This is a genomic window from Serratia sp. CY44782 (genome assembly GCF_052168715.1).
Lineage (GTDB): Bacteria > Pseudomonadota > Gammaproteobacteria > Enterobacterales > Enterobacteriaceae > Serratia > Serratia nevei.
Genome location: NZ_JBJNME010000013.1, coordinates 67189 through 84232, shown reverse-complemented (window position 1 = coordinate 84232; position 17044 = coordinate 67189). Strand labels below are relative to the sequence as shown.

At 57.5% G+C, this 17044-nt stretch carries 15 protein-coding genes; 11 read left to right on the top strand and 4 right to left on the bottom strand.

The window, feature by feature from the left end; genetic code table 11:
* The 3 genes from gpmM to ACJ8HT_RS22460 are packed head-to-tail and all read left to right on the top strand — an operon-like array spanning position 1 to position 3845.
* Entirely contained in the window at positions 1 to 1545 is a 1545-nt protein-coding gene (gene gpmM, locus ACJ8HT_RS22470; RefSeq protein ID WP_197653442.1) for a 2,3-bisphosphoglycerate-independent phosphoglycerate mutase, read from the top strand.
* 9 nt (positions 1546 to 1554) lie between these two features.
* The gene (envC, locus tag ACJ8HT_RS22465; protein WP_197653441.1) at positions 1555 to 2889 is read left to right on the top strand and encodes a murein hydrolase activator EnvC; all 1335 of its coding nucleotides are present in this window, start codon (positions 1555 to 1557) and stop codon (positions 2887 to 2889) included.
* A gap of 2 nt (positions 2890 to 2891) precedes the next feature.
* Complete coding sequence (locus tag ACJ8HT_RS22460; RefSeq protein ID WP_038872613.1) at positions 2892 to 3845, top strand: divergent polysaccharide deacetylase family protein; 954 nt, start codon at positions 2892 to 2894, stop codon at positions 3843 to 3845.
* Between the two features lie 41 nt (positions 3846 to 3886).
* Here ACJ8HT_RS22460 and tdh read toward each other — a convergent pair whose 3' ends face one another.
* Together tdh and kbl are read right to left on the bottom strand one after the other, a co-directional pair.
* Complete coding sequence (gene tdh / locus ACJ8HT_RS22455) at positions 3887 to 4912, bottom strand: L-threonine 3-dehydrogenase (protein ID WP_049201816.1); 1026 nt, start codon at positions 4910 to 4912, stop codon at positions 3887 to 3889.
* Positions 4913 to 4921: 9 nt separating this feature from the next.
* Positions 4922 to 6118, bottom strand: coding sequence for a glycine C-acetyltransferase (gene kbl / locus ACJ8HT_RS22450; RefSeq protein ID WP_004931154.1), 1197 nt, complete (start codon positions 6116 to 6118; stop codon positions 4922 to 4924).
* 239 nt (positions 6119 to 6357) lie between these two features.
* Here kbl and rfaD point away from each other — a divergent pair, with 239 nt between their 5' ends.
* From rfaD to ACJ8HT_RS22420, 6 genes are read left to right on the top strand one after another with little or no spacing between them, the layout of a single operon-like run.
* Positions 6358 to 7287, top strand: a complete 930-nt coding sequence (rfaD, locus tag ACJ8HT_RS22445) for an ADP-glyceromanno-heptose 6-epimerase (protein ID WP_038872610.1) — start codon at positions 6358 to 6360, stop codon at positions 7285 to 7287.
* Between the two features lie 22 nt (positions 7288 to 7309).
* Positions 7310 to 8356 (top strand): ADP-heptose--LPS heptosyltransferase RfaF, encoded by a 1047-nt coding sequence (gene rfaF / locus ACJ8HT_RS22440; protein ID WP_194572563.1) that lies wholly within the window; start codon positions 7310 to 7312, stop codon positions 8354 to 8356.
* Between the two features lie 2 nt (positions 8357 to 8358).
* Positions 8359 to 9324, top strand: a complete 966-nt coding sequence (rfaC, locus tag ACJ8HT_RS22435; RefSeq protein ID WP_194572564.1) for a lipopolysaccharide heptosyltransferase RfaC — start codon at positions 8359 to 8361, stop codon at positions 9322 to 9324.
* Between the two features lie 28 nt (positions 9325 to 9352).
* A complete protein-coding gene (locus ACJ8HT_RS22430) occupies positions 9353 to 10273 on the top strand; it encodes a glycosyltransferase family 2 protein (protein WP_228286185.1) in 921 nt (306 codons plus the stop codon).
* Positions 10263 to 11285, top strand: a complete 1023-nt coding sequence (locus ACJ8HT_RS22425) for a glycosyltransferase family 8 protein (RefSeq protein ID WP_197653440.1) — start codon at positions 10263 to 10265, stop codon at positions 11283 to 11285. The genes ACJ8HT_RS22430 and ACJ8HT_RS22425 overlap by 11 nt, the downstream gene beginning before the upstream one ends.
* 9 nt (positions 11286 to 11294) lie before the next feature.
* Entirely contained in the window at positions 11295 to 12536 is a 1242-nt protein-coding gene (locus ACJ8HT_RS22420; protein WP_197653439.1) for an O-antigen ligase family protein, read from the top strand.
* 43 nt (positions 12537 to 12579) lie between these two features.
* Here the strand turns inward: ACJ8HT_RS22420 and ACJ8HT_RS22415 are convergent, their stop codons facing one another.
* Positions 12580 to 13662: a glycosyltransferase family 9 protein gene (locus ACJ8HT_RS22415; RefSeq protein ID WP_194572567.1), complete on the bottom strand. Its 1083-nt coding sequence runs from the start codon at positions 13660 to 13662 to the stop codon at positions 12580 to 12582.
* Between the two features lie 6 nt (positions 13663 to 13668).
* A complete protein-coding gene (locus tag ACJ8HT_RS22410) occupies positions 13669 to 14625 on the bottom strand; it encodes a polysaccharide deacetylase family protein (RefSeq protein WP_194572568.1) in 957 nt (318 codons plus the stop codon).
* Between the two features lie 210 nt (positions 14626 to 14835).
* Between ACJ8HT_RS22410 and rfaQ the strand changes: the two genes are divergently transcribed.
* Both rfaQ and ACJ8HT_RS22400 read left to right on the top strand, forming a co-directional pair.
* Positions 14836 to 15918 (top strand): putative lipopolysaccharide heptosyltransferase III, encoded by a 1083-nt coding sequence (rfaQ, locus tag ACJ8HT_RS22405; RefSeq protein ID WP_100397020.1) that lies wholly within the window; start codon positions 14836 to 14838, stop codon positions 15916 to 15918.
* A complete protein-coding gene (locus tag ACJ8HT_RS22400; RefSeq protein WP_194572569.1) occupies positions 15915 to 17042 on the top strand; it encodes a glycosyltransferase family 4 protein in 1128 nt (375 codons plus the stop codon). The genes rfaQ and ACJ8HT_RS22400 overlap by 4 nt, the downstream gene beginning before the upstream one ends.
* Positions 17043 to 17044: the final 2 nt, after the last annotated feature.

The window sequence follows — 17044 nt, the reverse complement described above, 5'->3', positions numbered from 1 at the left end:
ATGTCGAGCAACAAAAAACCGATGGTACTGGTGATCCTGGACGGTTACGGCCATCGTGAAGAGCGGCAGGACAACGCGATCCTGAACGCCGGCACCCCGGTGATGGATCGCCTGTGGCGAGAGCAGCCGCATACGCTGATCGCCGCTTCCGGGCTGGATGTCGGCCTGCCCGACGGGCAAATGGGCAATTCCGAAGTCGGCCACGTCAACCTGGGCGCCGGGCGCATCGTGTACCAGGATCTGACCCGGTTGGACAAAGCGATCGCCGACGGCGACTTCTTCGCCAACCCGGTGCTGACCGCCGCCGTCGATAAGGCCGTAGCGGCCGGCAAGGCGGTGCATATCATGGGCCTGCTGTCGCCGGGCGGCGTGCACAGCCACGACGAGCACATCCTGGCCATGATCAAGCTGGCCGCCCAACGCGGCGCCAAAGCCGTTTATCTGCATGCCTTCCTCGACGGGCGCGACACGCCGCCGCGCAGCGCCGAAGCCCCTCTGCAACGCTGCCGTGACGCCTTCGCCGCGCTGGGCGTCGGGCGCATCGCCTCGCTGATCGGCCGCTACTACGCGATGGACCGCGACAACCGCTGGGATCGCGTGCAGCTGGCCTATGACCTGCTGACCGCGGCCAAAGGCGACGCCGTGGCCGAGGATGCGGTCGCCGGCCTGCAGGCCGCTTATCAGCGCGGTGAAAACGACGAGTTCGTCAGACCAACCGTGATCCGCGCCGCCGGTGAGGCTGATGCCGCGATGCAGGACGGCGACGCGTTGATCTTCATGAACTTCCGCGCCGACCGCGCGCGCCAGATCACCCGTGCCTTCGTGAACGCGGATTTCGACGGTTTCCCACGCGCCAAGCAGGTGCAGTTCGGCGATTTCGTGATGCTGACCGAATACGCCGCCGACATCGCGACCGCCTGCGCCTATCCGCCGGCGTCGCTGGCCAACACCTTCGGCGAATGGCTGATGAAGCACGACAAAACCCAGCTGCGCATCTCGGAAACCGAAAAATACGCCCACGTCACCTTCTTCTATAACGGCGGCGTGGAAGCGCCGTTCAAGGGCGAAGACCGCGTGCTGGTCAACTCGCCGAAGGTCGCCACCTACGATCTGCAGCCGGAGATGAGCGCCGCCGAGCTGACCGACAAGCTGCTGAGCGCCATCCGCAGCGGCAAATACGATGCCATTATCTGCAACTACCCGAACGGCGACATGGTAGGGCATACCGGCGTGTATGAAGCGGCGGTCAAAGCGGTGGAGACGCTGGACGCCTGCATCGCCCAGGTGGTTGATGCGGTGCGCGACGTCGACGGCCAGCTGCTGATCACCGCCGATCACGGCAACGCCGAGCAGATGCGCGATCCGGCCACCGGCCAGGCGCACACCGCTCACACCAGCCTGCCGGTGCCATTGATTTACGTCGGCAAACCGGCGCGGGCGGTCGAAGGCGGCAAGCTTTCGGACATCGCACCAACCCTGTTAACGCTGATGGGAATGGAAATCCCGCAAGAGATGACTGGTAAGCCGCTGTTCATCGTGGAATAATCCTTCTCCATGAGGGAGAAGGCGTTTTTTGCACTATCAAGGGTAACCCGAAGCGCAAACGCAGGCAGCCGACCGCTGCCTGAACGCACCGCGCCAAGGACGTTCACCGCCATGTGCGCCAGCGTATTTTGCGCTGGCGTCTTGCTGTTGCCGCTCGCCGGCCAGGCGGCGGAAGACAATAAATCCCAGCTGAAAGACATCCAGCAGAGCATCGCCGAGAAAGAAAAAGCGGTGAAGCAGCAGCAACAGCAGCGCAGCTCGCTGCAGGATCAGCTGCGTCAGCAGGAAAAAACCATCGCCCAAGCCAGCCGCCAGTTGCGCGACACCCAGGGCACGCTCACCCAGCTGGGCAAAGACATTTCCGGCCTGAACGCCTCGATAGCCAAACTGCAAAAGCAGCAATCGACCCAACAAAACCTCCTCGCCAAACAGCTCGACGCCGCCTTCCGGCAAGGGCAGCACAGCGCCGTGCAACTGATCCTCAGCGGTGAAGAAAGCCAGCGCAGCGAACGTATTCTGGCCTATTTCGGCTATCTGAACGAAGCGCGTCAGAAAACCATCGAAGAGCTGAAGCAGACCCGCGCCGAGCTGGCGAAGCAAAAAAACACGCTGGTGACCAAACAGGGCCAGCAAAAATCCTTACTGGGCGAGCAACAGACGCAGCAGCAGAAGCTGGAGCAGGCGCGCGGCGCCCGCAAGAAAACGCTGACCGCGCTGGAAGCCTCGCTGGAAAAAGACCAACAACGCCTGGTGGAACTGCGCCAGAACGAAGCCCGCATGCGCGACAAGATCGCCCGGGCGGAGCGCGAAGCCCGTGCGCGCGCCGAACGCGAAGCGCGTGAAGCGGCCAAGGTGCGCGAACAGGTGCGCATCAAGGAGCAGCAGGCGAAGAAAACCGGCACGACCTACAAACCTAGCGAAGCCGATCGCTCGCTGATGGCGCGAACCGGCGGCCTCGGTCGTCCGGCCGGCCAGCTGATGTGGCCGGTGCGCGGCCGCACGCTGCACGGCTTTGGCGAACAGCAGCAGGGCGAGCTACGCTGGAAAGGCATGGTGATCGAAGCCCGCGAAGGTAGCGAAGTGAAAGCCGTCGCCGATGGCCGCGTGCTGCTGGCCGACTGGCTGCAAGGCTATGGCCTGATGGTGGTGGTCGAACACGGTAAAGGCGACATGAGCGTGTACGGCTACAACCAAAGCGCGTTGGTCAACGTCGGGGCGCAGGTGCGCGCCGGCCAGCCGATCGCTCTGGTCGGCACCAGCGGCGGCCAGGGAACGCCGTCGCTCTATTTCGAAATCCGTCGTCAGGGACAGGCGGTTAACCCACTGCCGTGGTTGGGAAGATAGATTTGCGCTATGTCAAAACCCGAACAGCTCTGTTAATAGGCTGTCTGCTGCAGGTTTACGCTGCGCAGGCAGGAAAACTCTCCATCGTCATCGATGACGTGGGCTACCGCCCTCACGAAGAAAACGCGGTGCTGCAAATGCCGACGGCGATCTCGGTCGCGGTGTTGCCCAACGCGCCGCATGCCCGCCTGATGGCCACCCGCGCCCACAGCCAGGGCCGCGAAGTCTTGATCCACATGCCGATGGCGCCGCTCAGCAAGCAGCCGCTGGAGCGCGATACCCTGCAGCCCTCCATGAGCAGCGACGAGATCCAGCGCATCATCCGCAACGCGGTGAACAACGTGCCCTACGCGGTCGGCATGAACAACCACATGGGCAGCGCCATGACCTCCAGCCTGCCGGGCATGCAGAAAGTGATGCAGGCGCTCGAAAGCTACCGCCTGTACTTCCTCGACAGCATGACCATCGGTAGCAGCCAGGCGACCCGCGCCGCAGCCGGCACCGGCGTGAAAGTGATCAAACGCAAGGTGTTCCTCGACGATACCGCGAACGAAGCTGACATCCGCCGCCAGTTCAACCGCGCGGTCGAATTGGCGCGGCGCAACGGCTCCGCCATCGCCATCGGCCACCCGCGCCCGGCGACGGTAAAGGTGCTGCAGCAGATGCTGCCGTCGCTGCCCGCCGATATCGTGCTGGTCAAGCCGAGCGCGCTGCTGAACGAACCGCAGGGCAACGCTGGCGGCAGCTATGTCCCGCCGCCGGTCAAACCGCAAAAACCGCAGCCGAAGAACCCGTTCAGCGGCGGCATCAAGCAGTGCAAGGTCAAACCGCCGAAGGAAAAAACCAACGCCGGTACCGCGCTGGGCGTCATCGCCGACAGCATCGCCAGCTCGCCGCCGGTGACCTTCATCAAGCGTCATTGGCAACACTGGACGCAAGCCAAACCGCAAGCATAAAAAAAGGGCCGGAATTCCGGCCCTTTTCACGTTTGCCGAGATCAATCCCAGCTCAGCACCACTTTACCCGACTTGCCGGAGCGCATGGCGTCGAAGCCCTGCTGGAACTCGTCGATCGAGAAGCGGTGGGTGATGATCGGGGTCAAATCCAACCCGGACTGGATCAGCGCCGCCATCTTGTACCAGGTTTCGAACATTTCTCGGCCGTAAATCCCTTTGATAAACAGCCCTTTGAAGATGACCTGGTTCCAGTCGATCGACATGTCCGAAGGCGGAATGCCTAACATGGCGATACGCCCGCCGTGGTTCATCGCATTGAGCAGCGTGCGGAACGCCGGCGGCGCGCCGGACATTTCCAGACCGACGTCGAACCCTTCGGTCATGCCCAGCTCGGCCATCACGTCGTTGAGGTTTTCCTTGCTGACGTTCACCGCGCGGGTCACGCCCATCTTGCGCGCCAGTTCCAGACGGTATTCGTTAACGTCGGTGATCACCACATGACGGGCACCGACGTGTTTGCACACCGCCGCTGCCATGATGCCGATCGGGCCGGCGCCGGAGACCAGCACGTCTTCACCGACCAGATCGAACGACAGCGCGGTGTGCACCGCATTGCCGAACGGATCGAAGATCGAAGCCAGTTCGTCGGAGATGTTATCCGGGATCTTGAAGGCGTTGAACGCCGGGATCACCAGGTATTCCGCGAAGCTGCCCGGACGGTTCACGCCCACGCCGACGGTGTTGCGGCACAGGTGCGTGCGGCCGCCGCGGCAGTTGCGGCAGTGGCCGCAGGTGATGTGGCCTTCGCCGGACACGCGATCGCCGATGTTGAAGCCTTTGACTTCCTGACCGATCGCCACCACTTCGCCCACGTATTCATGGCCGACCACCATCGGAACCGGAATGGTTTTTTGCGACCACTCGTCCCAGTTGTAGATATGCACATCGGTGCCGCAGATCGCGGTTTTGCGGATTTTGATCATGATGTCGTTGTGGCCCAGCTCCGGCTGAGGCACGTCGGTCATCCAAATTCCTTCTTCCGCTTTCAGTTTTGACAGTGCTTTCATGGTTTTACCTTATGCAATAACGCCAAGATCCTTACCGATACGTGTAAACGCCGCCACTGCGCGTTCGATTTGCTCCGGGGTGTGGTCGGCGGACATCTGGGTGCGGATGCGCGCCTGGCCTTTCGGCACCACCGGATAGAAGAAACCGGTCACATAGATGCCTTCCTTGAGCAACGCATTGGCGAATTCCTGCGCCAACTTCGCCTCACCCAGCATCACCGGGATGATGGCGTGATCGGCGCCGGCCAGGGTGAAGCCGGCGGCGGTCATTTTTTCGCGGAACAGGCGCGCGTTGGCCCACAGGCGATCGCGCAGGGCGTCGCCCTCTTCCAGCAGTTCCAGCACTTTGATCGACGCGGCGACGATCGCCGGCGCCAGCGAGTTGGAGAACAGGTACGGGCGCGAACGCTGGCGCAGCCACTCCACCACTTCTTTCTTGGCGGCGGTGTAGCCGCCGGAAGCGCCGCCCAGCGCTTTGCCTAACGTACCGGTAATGATATCGACGCGGCCCATCACTTCGCAGTATTCATGGGTGCCGCGCCCGTTGGCGCCGACAAAGCCCACCGCGTGGGAGTCATCCACCATCACCAGCGCCTGATACTCGTCCGCCAGATCGCAGACCCCTTTCAGGTTGGCGATCACGCCGTCCATCGAGAATACGCCGTCGGTGGCGATCAGGATGTGACGCGCGCCGTCGGCTTTGGCCTGCTTCAGCTGTGCGGCCAGCTCGGTCATGTCGTTATTGGCGTAGCGATAGCGCTTGGCCTTGCACAGGCGCACGCCGTCGATGATCGACGCGTGGTTCAGCGCATCGGAGATAATGGCGTCTTCCGGGCCCAGCAGGGTTTCGAACAGCCCGCCGTTGGCGTCGAAGCAGGAGGAGTACAAGATCGCGTCTTCCATGCCCAAAAAGGCCGCCAGCTTCTGTTCCAGCTGCTTGTGGCTGTCCTGGGTGCCGCAGATGAAGCGCACCGACGCCATGCCGAAACCGTGGCTGTCCATTCCCGACTTGGCGGCAGCGATCAGCGCCGGATGGTTGGCCAGACCCAGGTAGTTATTGGCGCAGAAGTTGATCACATGGCTGCCGTCGGCGACGGCGATATCCGCCTGTTGCGCGGAGGTGATGATGCGTTCTTCCTTGAACAACCCTTCACTGCGAGTGGCGGCAAGCTGTTGTTCCAACTGCTGATAAAAAGACGCTGACATTCGGTTATCTCCAGGATTGGGCTATTTGCGGCATATTTTACTGATTTGTAACCAAACTGACGAGAATGCGCGGGAGAGAATATTAAAATTGCAGCAGATATCACGGCAAAAGGCGGGCTTCAATGGCAATGCGGGATATTCGGAGCCCTTCCGCTGTTTGCCGCGGCATGAAATGCTATGATAACCGCCATTGAGCGTGGGGCATTGTGCCCCGCCAGCAGCTTAGCAGGGGTAACCCAATGATTATCGTCACTGGCGGCGCCGGCATGATCGGCAGCAACATCATTAAGGCACTGAACGACAAGGGATATCGCGATATCCTGGTGGTGGATAACCTGAAAGACGGCACCAAGTTCGTCAACCTGGTCGATCTGGACATCGCCGACTATATCGATAAAGAAGACTTTATCGCCAGCATCGTGGCCGGCGACGATCTGGGCGATATCGAAGCGGTGTTCCACGAAGGCGCCTGCTCCGCGACCACCGAGTGGGACGGCAAGTACATGATGGACAATAACTATCAGTACTCCAAAGACGTGCTGCACTACTGCCTGGATCGCGAAATCCCGTTCCTCTACGCCTCCTCCGCCGCCACTTACGGCGGCCGCGAAGAGTTCATCGAAGAGCGGGAGTATGAAGCGCCGCTCAACGTGTACGGCTACTCCAAATTCCTGTTCGATCAGTACGTGCGCGAGATCCTGCCGGAAGCGGACTCGCAGATCTGCGGCTTCCGCTACTTCAACGTTTACGGCCCGCGCGAAGGCCACAAAGGCAGCATGGCCAGCGTCGCCTTCCACCTGAATACCCAGATCAACCGCGGCGAAAACCCTAAGCTGTTCGCCGGCAGTGAAAACTTCAAGCGTGACTTCATCTACGTCGGCGACGTGGCGGCGGTTAACCTGTGGTTCTGGGAAACCGGCAAATCCGGCATCTTCAACTGCGGCACCGGCCGGGCGGAAACCTTCCAGGCGGTGGCCGACGCGGTGGTGGACTTCCACCAGAAGGGCGCGGTGGAATACATCGAGTTCCCGGAGAAGCTGAAGGGCCGCTATCAGGCATACACCCAGGCCGATCTGACCAAGCTGCGCGCCGCCGGCTACGACGCACCGTTCAAAACGGTCGCCGAAGGCGTGAAAGAGTACATGGCCTGGTTGAACCGCACCGCATAAGCTGAAGGAATTAACGCTGGGTATGAAAATACTGGTTATCGGCCCTTCTTGGGTTGGCGACATGATGATGTCGCAAAGTCTCTATCGCACCCTGAAGGCCGAATACCCGTCGGCGGAGATCGATGTGATGGCGCCGGCCTGGTGCCGCCCGCTGCTGGCGCGCATGCCGGAAGTCAATCAGGCGCTGGCGATGCCGCTGGGCCACGGCGCGCTGGAGCTCGGCGAGCGCCGCCGCCTGGGACGCGCCCTACGCGCCAACCGTTACGATCGCGCTTACGTTCTACCCAACTCGTTCAAATCCGCGCTGGTGCCCTTCTTCGCCGATATCCCGCAGCGCACCGGCTGGCGGGGCGAAATGCGTTACGGCCTGCTGAACGACGTCCGCGTGCTCGACAAGGCGGCCTTCCCGCTAATGGTGCAGCGCTATGTGGCGCTGGCCTATGATAAAGGCCGCATTCAGCGCGCCGACGATCTGCCACAGCCGCTGCTGTGGCCGCGGCTGCAGGTAAACGACGCAGAGATCGCCGAAACCGCCGCAGCGTTCAACCTGACCGACAGCCGACCGATCATCGGCTTCTGCCCAGGCGCGGAGTTCGGCCCCGCCAAACGCTGGCCGCACTATCACTACGCGGCGCTGGCTCAGCGGCTGATCGAGAGCGGCTATCAAATAGCGCTGTTCGGTTCGGCGAAAGACCACGAGGCCGGCGAACAGATCCGCGCCGCGCTGCAGGAAGACGCGCGCGATTTCTGCCTTAACCTGGCCGGAAAAACCCAGCTGGAGCAGGCGGTGATCCTGATCGCATCCTGCCGGGCAGTGGTCAGCAACGACTCCGGTTTAATGCACGTTGCCGCAGCGTTGAACAAGCCGCTGATAGCCTTGTACGGCCCAAGCAGCCCCGACTTCACGCCGCCGCTCTCCGACAAGGCGCGGGTGATTCGCTTAATCAGTGGCTATCACAAGGTGCGTAAGGGCGATGCCGAGCAGGGGTATCACCAAAGTTTGATCGATATTCAGCCGCAGCAAGTGTTGGACGCGCTGACGCCGTTACTTGTCGCCAGCGAGGAATAGTCATGCAGGTGTTAATTGTAAAAACCTCCTCGATGGGGGACGTGCTGCATACGCTGCCCGCCCTGACCGACGCGCTGCAGGCCATTCCCGATATTCGCTTCGACTGGGTGGTGGAAGAAGGCTTCAGCCAAATCCCCACCTGGCACCCGGCGGTGGATCGCGTGATCCCGGTGGCCATTCGCCGCTGGCGCAAAAACTGGTTCGGCAACGACACCCGGCAACAGCGCTGCGACTTCAAGCGCACGCTGCAAGAACGCCGTTACGACGTGGTGATCGACGCGCAGGGCCTGATCAAAAGCGCCGCGCTGATCACGCGCATCGCCAAAGGCAACAAGCATGGGCCGGACTGCAAGAGCGCGCGCGAACCGTTCGCCAGCTGGTTCTACAATGTACGCCATGAGATAGACAAACAGCAGCACGCGGTGGAACGCACGCGTGAGCTGTTCGCCAAAAGCCTCGGTTACGATAAACCGAGCAGCTACGGCGATTACGCCATCGCCGCGCGCTTTCTCAGCCACCCGCCGGCCGATGCCGGTCAATATCTGGTGTTTTTGCACGCTACCACCCGTGACGACAAGCACTGGCCGGAGCAGAACTGGCGCGAGCTGATCGCGTTGACGGCCGACAGCGGGCTGAAGATCAAACTGCCGTGGGGCGCGGAGCATGAGCTCCAGCGCGCGCTGCGCTTGGCGGAAGGTTTTCCACATGTCGAGGTGTTGCCGAAACTTAGCCTGCAGCAGGTGGCTGAAGTACTGGCCGGCGCCAAAGGCGTAGTCTCGGTCGATACCGGGCTCAGCCATTTGACCGCCGCACTCGACAAACCCAATATCACGTTGTTCGGGCCAACCGATCCTGGCCTGATCGGCGGCTACGGGCAAAATCAGCATGCGTGTCGTCCATCGAACAGCAATGACATGGCGGATATCGGTGCACAACAGGTTTATGCCTTGCTGGAACAAAGGCGATAGACTCGTTTTCTTAAGCTGGATATTGATAATGGCGGACCAGAAATTACTCAGTATTGTCCTCACCGCGCATAACTGCGAAGACTACCTGGACAAAACGCTGGCCAGTTTGGTGGGTTCACTTGCCGAGCTGAACGAAGGGTATGAAATCATTCTGATTAGCGATGCTTCTACCGATCGTACGGCGGACATATTGCAGCAGTTTGCCGAGCACCAGGCGCATACTCACCTATTCCAGGTCGATTTTCGCAATATCGGCAAAGTCAGGAATTATGGCGTTCAACAGTGTTCCGGCGACTATATCACGATGCTCGACGGGGACGATTGGCTATTGCCGGGTGCGTTGCGCGATATCGTGCCCTTCCTGGCCGCATCGCGACCTGATGTGCTGCTGACAAAACTTAATGAAGTCCATGACGATAGCGATCTGAACGTCTCTTGGGACGGACTGCGCCCCCAATCGTGGTCAGGCCACCAGGCAATAAAGAAATACCTCATCCACAAGGACATACAAGCGCATTTCATCGGTCAGTTCGTTAAACGCGAGCTTCTGTCAGCGCATCCTTTCCCAGCCTTCCGTTGCTATGAAGACGCTTTTCTCTTCCCAACGATATTGACGCTCAGCCAGAACACCGTCTTCTCTCGCAACAGCCCCTACCTCTACTTCAAACGAGGTAATAGTCTGTCAAATCAGATCGACAACCAAAAGATAGATCTGCTGATCGAGGCGATGGAAGAGACGGAACGCGTGTTTGGCAAACAATACGCCAATTTACTCATGTGCCACTGGATCAATATCTTCCATCGTTATGGCAGGTCGATGGAGAATTCAGAGAGCAGAAGTAAAATCATAAGCAAGATCAAAAGCATAAACTCGCTTTCTTTCTTGCTGGATCCCGCCATTCGTCTGAGTTTCAAGAAGAAATACCTGAAGGTCCGCAATGGAAAGTAATGCTATCGATGACCTGTTTCAGTCGTTGCAAAACGCTGATGGAACGATAAAAGAAACGCTGTATGCAGGCAACTTACATCAGAATGCGCAAGAACAGTACCACGTCGCGTTTGGCGTGGACGGCAATTTTCTCCGCCATGCCTGCATCACCATTCAATCGCTCATTGGACAGGTTGATAAAGGGCAACTTCATTGCCATCTGATTACCTCAGAAGAGACGGTTGGCATCGCAGACACCTTACGCGCGCTTGTCACGGGTACAGCACACAGCATTCATGTACACCAACTGCCCGAGCAATTTTTCTCCCGTTTGCCTTCGACCGAATTATTCAGCAAAGCGATATACTACCGTCTGTTGGCCCCTTATTTACTCCAAGATAAAGCCACCGTCCTGTATTTGGATGCAGATATGGTTTGCTTGAACGCCTTTACTGACTTTTATAACAGCAGGACATCCAGCGAAGAGATCGCTCATGTCGTCAGTGAAGGGGAAAAACAGGCGCCCGCCTTAGCGGCCAATATTGGCCTTCCGCCAGGAACGAACTATTTCAACTCGGGCATGCTGCTCATTAACGTTCAGCGTTGGCTCCAGGAAAAGATCAGCGCGCAGGTTTTGTCCGTACTCGAGTCGCGTGGCCATACCTTCAAGTACATGGATCAAGACGCACTGAATATTGTTTTGGCGGGACACGTCAAGTTTGTTGAGAAAAAATATAACTCGATATTTATGCTTGGACATACGGAACACGACTATCAGCTTATGCCCCCCTCTGACACTGTCTTTCTGCACTATGCCGGTGCAGATAAGCCGTGGCAACAATGGAATAAACAAGCCGGCACCGTTTTCTACACCCGAATATATGCCAATTCGATGTGGGCTTCCCACGTCTTTGACATACCAAAGAATGATGCTCAAGCAAAGAAAATGTATAAACTTATGCTTAGAGAGAAAAAATACTTATCATTCCTGCGTTGGTATCTAGCCTATTATAAACTTCGTTACAGTAAGTGAGGAAACAACGTGCCGACAGCATCACGTAACAGCACTATTATTTTTAACCTTTGCTTTTTTGCATTGGCGTGTGCTATTTCTCTAAATCTTCTCATTAATGGATATCCAGAGAAGATTTTTTATCTTGTCAGCTATGTCGCCGTTATTTATACCGTCATGGTCGCATACCGTAAAAGAGAAACGTTATACGGCAATAAACCGCTGATGCTTTTTTGCCTCTCGCTATTGCTCTTTGCCGCCAGTAAAATAATTTGGGCGCAGCTGTTTAAAGATACCCAATTTATCGATATCAGAGATAACTACCGTACCGTCGGTAAACGCTTTCTGCTCGCGGCCTTCGTGATTTTTTATTTTTATCAGTGTCGCTGTTTAATCCAAAAGAACACGCTCAAAGCCAGCATCGCCGTTCTTTTCATAGGCCTCGCTGCCGCGCTCTGGTTTGGCTACCTTTCTCGAACCGAACTCGAACCCAGAGTGAAGTGGACCACTGATGCAGCCACTACCGGAGCCTATCTGGTTGTATGCATTTCCATGCTCGCCATTATCCTGATCCGTAAATGCTTCCAAAAATCAGCACTCTCCTTGCTGCTTTTTCTCGGTATCTTTATACTCAGCATGATCATGGTACTGTTAACGGAAACTCGCGCAGCCATATTCTTTGCGCCGGTTCTCTATCTGGTGTTCTTCCTGGTCTATTACCGTGGAATAAGCAAAAAAGTACAGTCATTGCTGACGGTGGTTATATTATCAGGTGCGATTACGGTATTGTATTTTTCTTGGGATCGCATTTCCCAAATCCAAACGGATATTGCAGAATATCACACCAACAATGACACCTCAGTGGGTGCCCGCCTCTCTATCTGGAAAGCCGGTTGGTATAGCGTGCAGCCTAGCCTGTTCGGTCAAAACACAGATGACCGCTATCAGAAAGTAGAGGATTATGTTCGTTTATATGAACGGGATAACCCGGAAGCAGCGCGGAATTTAGTTTATCATTTGCATAATGACATGTTGGAAACGCTGTCTCTTCAGGGCATTTTCGGCATTTTCTCACTGCTGTGCTTTTACGGTTTTGGCGTGTATTTTGCTGTGAATCGGCAACAAAGGTGTGAAAACGGCAATCTGCTTTTCGTTATTATTCCTGTATTCACCTTCGGCCTTACCGACGTGGTATTGATACAGAGTAACAGCGCATTAGTGATCATTATTGCATTAGCGCTTTCACTTCCGTTTTTGAAAAAAGCGCAGTAACGAACGCTGAGGTGCCTGGTGTTACCCTGGCACCTCAGAAGTTTCAGTTCAAAATCTCTCGCAGCAAACGGTAAACCACGTCTTCATCAATCACTTCCAATGGGTATTTGGCGTTCAACGAGGCCTTATTCTCATCCGGATTGATATAAATAATGCGGTGCCGTTCAGGATCTTGATATGGCCCGGTATGCTGCGGATTAGCCGTATAGAACAGGCTAACCGTTCGCGTTTGTAGAGCCACGGCAAGATGCAGTGGACCGGTATCACCGGTAATCAATACGTCCAGCTGCTGGATAATCGCCAACAGCTGCGGCAGCGAGGTCTTGCCAATATGGCTGGTCACTCGCCGGCGCTCTTCCTCAGACAATGCCGCCAGGAACTGCTGCCCAAGTTCTTTTTCTTTGCCGCTGCCAATCAACACAATATGGTACTTCTCATTGGCGGCAAAAAGCTGACGGGCCAGGGCGACAAATCGCTCTTTAGGCCAACAGCGCGAGGCTTCGGAAGCACCCATCTGGAAACCGATCAACGTCTGGTCAGTCATCTTCGGCAAGGAGTCAAAACTCACCGGAATATGCATGCGGGTATCCTGGTTATCGCAACCAAGAACCTTCAACAGATCCAGCTTTCGCTGAATCAGATGCCCGTCATACTGTCCCTGATGGTGATATACCCAATGGTTCATATAGTCACCATCACAGCTGTAATTATCACGAATGATATATTGGCTACCAGATAACACAGCGCTTAGAACATCATAGGGAATATAAGAGTGTAAGATCACCGAAAGTTCAGGCTTCATTCTCCGCAGGCGTGCCACCAGGCTGAAAATATCCTTAACCTTATTGTCCCAATAGATGATTTTGTCAAAATAACGACTATTCATCACCAAGTGGCGATTTTTATCACTCGAGACCAGCGTGAACTTTGCGCTGGGGTAACGTTTCTTTAACGCGTGGATAGCCGGTGTATTAAACATCAGATCGCCAAGCGCTGTGCTGGAGTAAATAACGATACTCTTGAATTCTTGCTCGGCACCCAAGCTTTTTACGTCTTTTAAGTTCCCAAAAAGCCGGGTGTAAGAACGCAGAAAGCGATTGACGGTGTCAATCTTGTTTTTTTTCATCGATGCTCAGCTCTTTTTGCTCTGATAATACTCGGCCAGCGTCATGCCCACCGCGCGCGGCTGCAGCCAATCAAACAATTGCTCCAGATCGCGGTACAAACCCTCGATGTCCTGTTCGGTTTTGAACGTCGGGCTACCGCCCGGCATAAACTCGGAGGAGTGCAACATAAATTCAACGTAATCATGCCCTTGCGCCAACGATGCCTCAGCCACGTTTTTCATCTTGTCTACGTTGCCGCCGCTGGGCCGCAGCCAGTTGACAGACGGCGACCGTCGCTTGCCACGCAGCCGATCATAGCCCTGCTTGAACGCGTTCATCAGCGCCGAGTGCTTGTACTGAATGCTCATTGGCACTTCCAGCAGCGAAGAGGCGCCCGGTCTGGCGATGTTTTGCGGATCGATGAAATAGGCCTGAGACGGGAACCGGCTGTAATCCGTGCCGCCGTTACCCTGCGGGTTACCCGGCGAAAACTGCCAGTTGACCCGCGGTGTGACCGAACAGTCCACCTGATAGCCATACTCCAACAGCAGCGAGGCATAATATTCGTTGAACGCCCAACGGCCGGCGCGATGACTGAGCATTTTAGTCTGGAAGGCATCTTCCAAGAGCTTGGTCATATGATCGACCTTGGCGCGGATCTGATCGGCGGGATACTCGATTAAATAAGGCTTGTGACGCCAGTCGTCGTCGGTCAACGGCGTCAGAGGCGGGCTGTTCCAGGCGTGCAAGTGCATACCCACTTCGCCCGCGCCGCGGGCGATCACGTCGCGTGCAAACTCGACGTAAGCCGGATCCATCGCCATTTCATAGTTGGTGAGATAAACCGGTTTGAAGGCGTATTTTTCGCACAATGCCTGAAAGCGCGGCAAGAAACGCGTGTTTTCGGTCGCGATGCGATCGTGGTTTTGCCACAGATTATCGCCTTCGGTATCAATGGTGATGAGAAACGCCGGTTTAGTCATGAATATCGAGCCTGATATCAACAGAATGCACTATGTTACGCAGGCCGTTTCGCCAGGGCAAACGACTTTGCTGCCTGGTTTGGACAACGTTGAAGCGCATTCGTCCCCGGCCCGACGATTTTTTTGCGGCCCGGCAAGAAAACCTTGCAACAGTAGCCACATGCGATCGGGTCATTTAGAATCAAAGATTGGTTTCCCAGAAAGCGACTCATGATGAACGACGCGCCAGCCCCAACTTCCGCCCCATCCGTACAGCGTATTTTGATCATAAAACTGCGCCATCACGGCGATATGCTGCTGGTCACGCCGGTCATCAGCAGCCTGCGGCAAAACTACCCGCAGGCGCAGATCGATGTGCTGCTGTATCAGGAAACGCAGGAGATGCTGGCCAGCAATCCGGAACTGTCGACGCTGTTCGCCATCGACCGCCAATGGAAAAAACAGGGCACCCGCGCGCATCTGGGGCACGAGCTGGCGCTGCTGCGCCGCCTGAAGGCGCAGCGCTACGATCTGGTGGTCAACCTGGCCGATCAGTGGCGCAGCGCCATTATCACGCGCCTGACCGGCGCGCGCATCCGTCTGGGCTTCGATTTCCCCAAACGCCGCGGCTTCCTGTGGCGCCACTGCCACACGCAGCTGGTGCCGGTCGACAATCACGCCCACCTGCATACCGTCGAACAAAATCTCTCGCTGCTGGCGCCGCTGAACCTGCCCGCGCTCAGTGATCATGTGACCATGGGTTACGATCCGCAGGATTGGCAGGCCTGTGAGCAACGGTTGCAGAAACAGGGCGTCGCCGGCAGTTATATTGTGGTGCAGCCCACCTCGCGCTGGTTCTTCAAATGCTGGAGCGAAGAGAAAATGGCCGCCACCCTCGCCGCCTTGCAGGCCGATGGCCATCAGTTGGTGATCACCTCCGGCCCCGACGCCAGAGAACAAGCCATGGTAGAACGCATTTTGGCGCTCTGCCCGCCGCAGGGCGTGATCTCGTTGGCCGGCCAGCTGACGCTGCGCCAGCTGGCCGCCCTGATCGACCACGCCAAGCTGTTTATCGGCGTGGATTCGGTGCCGATGCACATGGCCGCCGCGCTGCAAACGCCGTGTGTGGCGCTGTTCGGCCCTTCCAAGCTGACTTTCTGGCGGCCATGGCAGGCTACCGGCGCCGTGATCTGGGCCGGCGACTTCGGCGAACTGCCCGATCCGGACGCCATTGATACCGGCACCGACGAACGGTATCTCGACCTTATTCCTACAGACGCGGTGATTGCAGCCGCGCGGAGCACGCTGGCATGAAAGCATTTCGTTTGGCGATCGTTCGCCAAAAATACCGCCCGGACGGCGGGGCCGAACGTTTCGTTTCCCGCGCCCTGGAGGCGCTGGAGCAACAGGATCTCGATCTGAACGTCATCACCCGCGAATGGCAGGGTGACGCCAATCCCAACTGGCATATCCACCTGTGCAACCCGTTAAAACTTGGCCGCATCAGCCGCGAGCGAGGCTTCGCCGTGGCAGCCAGGGCGCTGTGGCAGAAAGAGCGTTTCGATCTGGTGCAAAGCCACGAGCGCATTCCCGGCTGCGACATCTACCGCGCCGGCGACGGCGTACACCGCCGCTGGTTGCTGCAGCGTGCGCGTCTGCTGCCGGAATGGCGCCGCAAATGGCTGTTCTCCAATCGCTATCACCGCTATGTGATGTGCGCCGAACGCGCCATGTACGCCGCGCCGGAGCTGAAAGCCGTCATCTGCAACGCCGAGATGATCAAGCAGGAAATCATCGCCGACTTTGGCGTGCCCGCCGACAAAATCACGGTGATCTATAACGCCATCGATAATCAAAAATTCCCGCCCGCCGACGAGGCCCAGCGCCAACGTCTGCGCGAGCAGTATCAGATCCCACAACAGGCGCACTGCCTGATCTTCGTCGGTTCCGGCTTCGAGCGCAAAGGGCTGGCCGCCGCCATCCGCGCCGTGGCGGCGACCAACAGCCACCTGCTGGTGGTCGGCAAGGATAAGGCCGAAAAACGCTACCGGGCGCTGGCGCAGTCGCTGGGCTGTGGCGATCGCATTCACTTTATGGGCGTGCAGAAACAGACCTTGCCGTTCTATCAGGCCGCGGACGCGTTGCTGCTGCCGACGCTGTACGATCCGTTCCCAAATGTAATTTTGGAAGCGATGTCGTGCGGCCTGCCGGTGATCACCAGCACCACCTGCGGCGGCGCCGAGTTTATCACCCCGGGCCAAAACGGCTTCGTGACCGACGCGCTCGACGTACCGGCCATCACGGAGGCCATTCGAGCGTTGCCACGCCAGGCGCTGGGATCATCCATGGGCGAAGCGGCAAGATTGCGTATTATGACGGCCACGCCGGCGCATCTGTCCGAACAGCTGATTTCCCTCTATCGCCGGTTACTGGATTAGCT

Excerpts from the sequence above, each read along its gene's own strand:
- gpmM (WP_197653442.1), top strand. The coding sequence starts at position 1 with ATGTCGAGCAACAAAAAACCGATGGTACTGGTGATCCTGGACGGTTAC.
- envC (WP_197653441.1), top strand. The coding sequence starts at position 1,555 with ATGAGGGAGAAGGCGTTTTTTGCACTATCAAGGGTAACCCGAAGCGCA.
- tdh (WP_049201816.1), bottom strand. The coding sequence starts at position 4,912 with ATGAAAGCACTGTCAAAACTGAAAGCGGAAGAAGGAATTTGGATGACC.
- kbl (WP_004931154.1), bottom strand. The coding sequence starts at position 6,118 with ATGTCAGCGTCTTTTTATCAGCAGTTGGAACAACAGCTTGCCGCCACT.
- rfaD (WP_038872610.1), top strand. The coding sequence starts at position 6,358 with ATGATTATCGTCACTGGCGGCGCCGGCATGATCGGCAGCAACATCATT.
- rfaF (WP_194572563.1), top strand. The coding sequence starts at position 7,310 with ATGAAAATACTGGTTATCGGCCCTTCTTGGGTTGGCGACATGATGATG.
- rfaC (WP_194572564.1), top strand. The coding sequence starts at position 8,359 with ATGCAGGTGTTAATTGTAAAAACCTCCTCGATGGGGGACGTGCTGCAT.
- ACJ8HT_RS22430 (WP_228286185.1), top strand. The coding sequence starts at position 9,353 with ATGGCGGACCAGAAATTACTCAGTATTGTCCTCACCGCGCATAACTGC.
- ACJ8HT_RS22425 (WP_197653440.1), top strand. The coding sequence starts at position 10,263 with ATGGAAAGTAATGCTATCGATGACCTGTTTCAGTCGTTGCAAAACGCT.
- ACJ8HT_RS22415 (WP_194572567.1), bottom strand. The coding sequence starts at position 13,662 with ATGAAAAAAAACAAGATTGACACCGTCAATCGCTTTCTGCGTTCTTAC.
- ACJ8HT_RS22410 (WP_194572568.1), bottom strand. The coding sequence starts at position 14,625 with ATGACTAAACCGGCGTTTCTCATCACCATTGATACCGAAGGCGATAAT.
- rfaQ (WP_100397020.1), top strand. The coding sequence starts at position 14,836 with ATGATGAACGACGCGCCAGCCCCAACTTCCGCCCCATCCGTACAGCGT.
- ACJ8HT_RS22400 (WP_194572569.1), top strand. The coding sequence starts at position 15,915 with ATGAAAGCATTTCGTTTGGCGATCGTTCGCCAAAAATACCGCCCGGAC.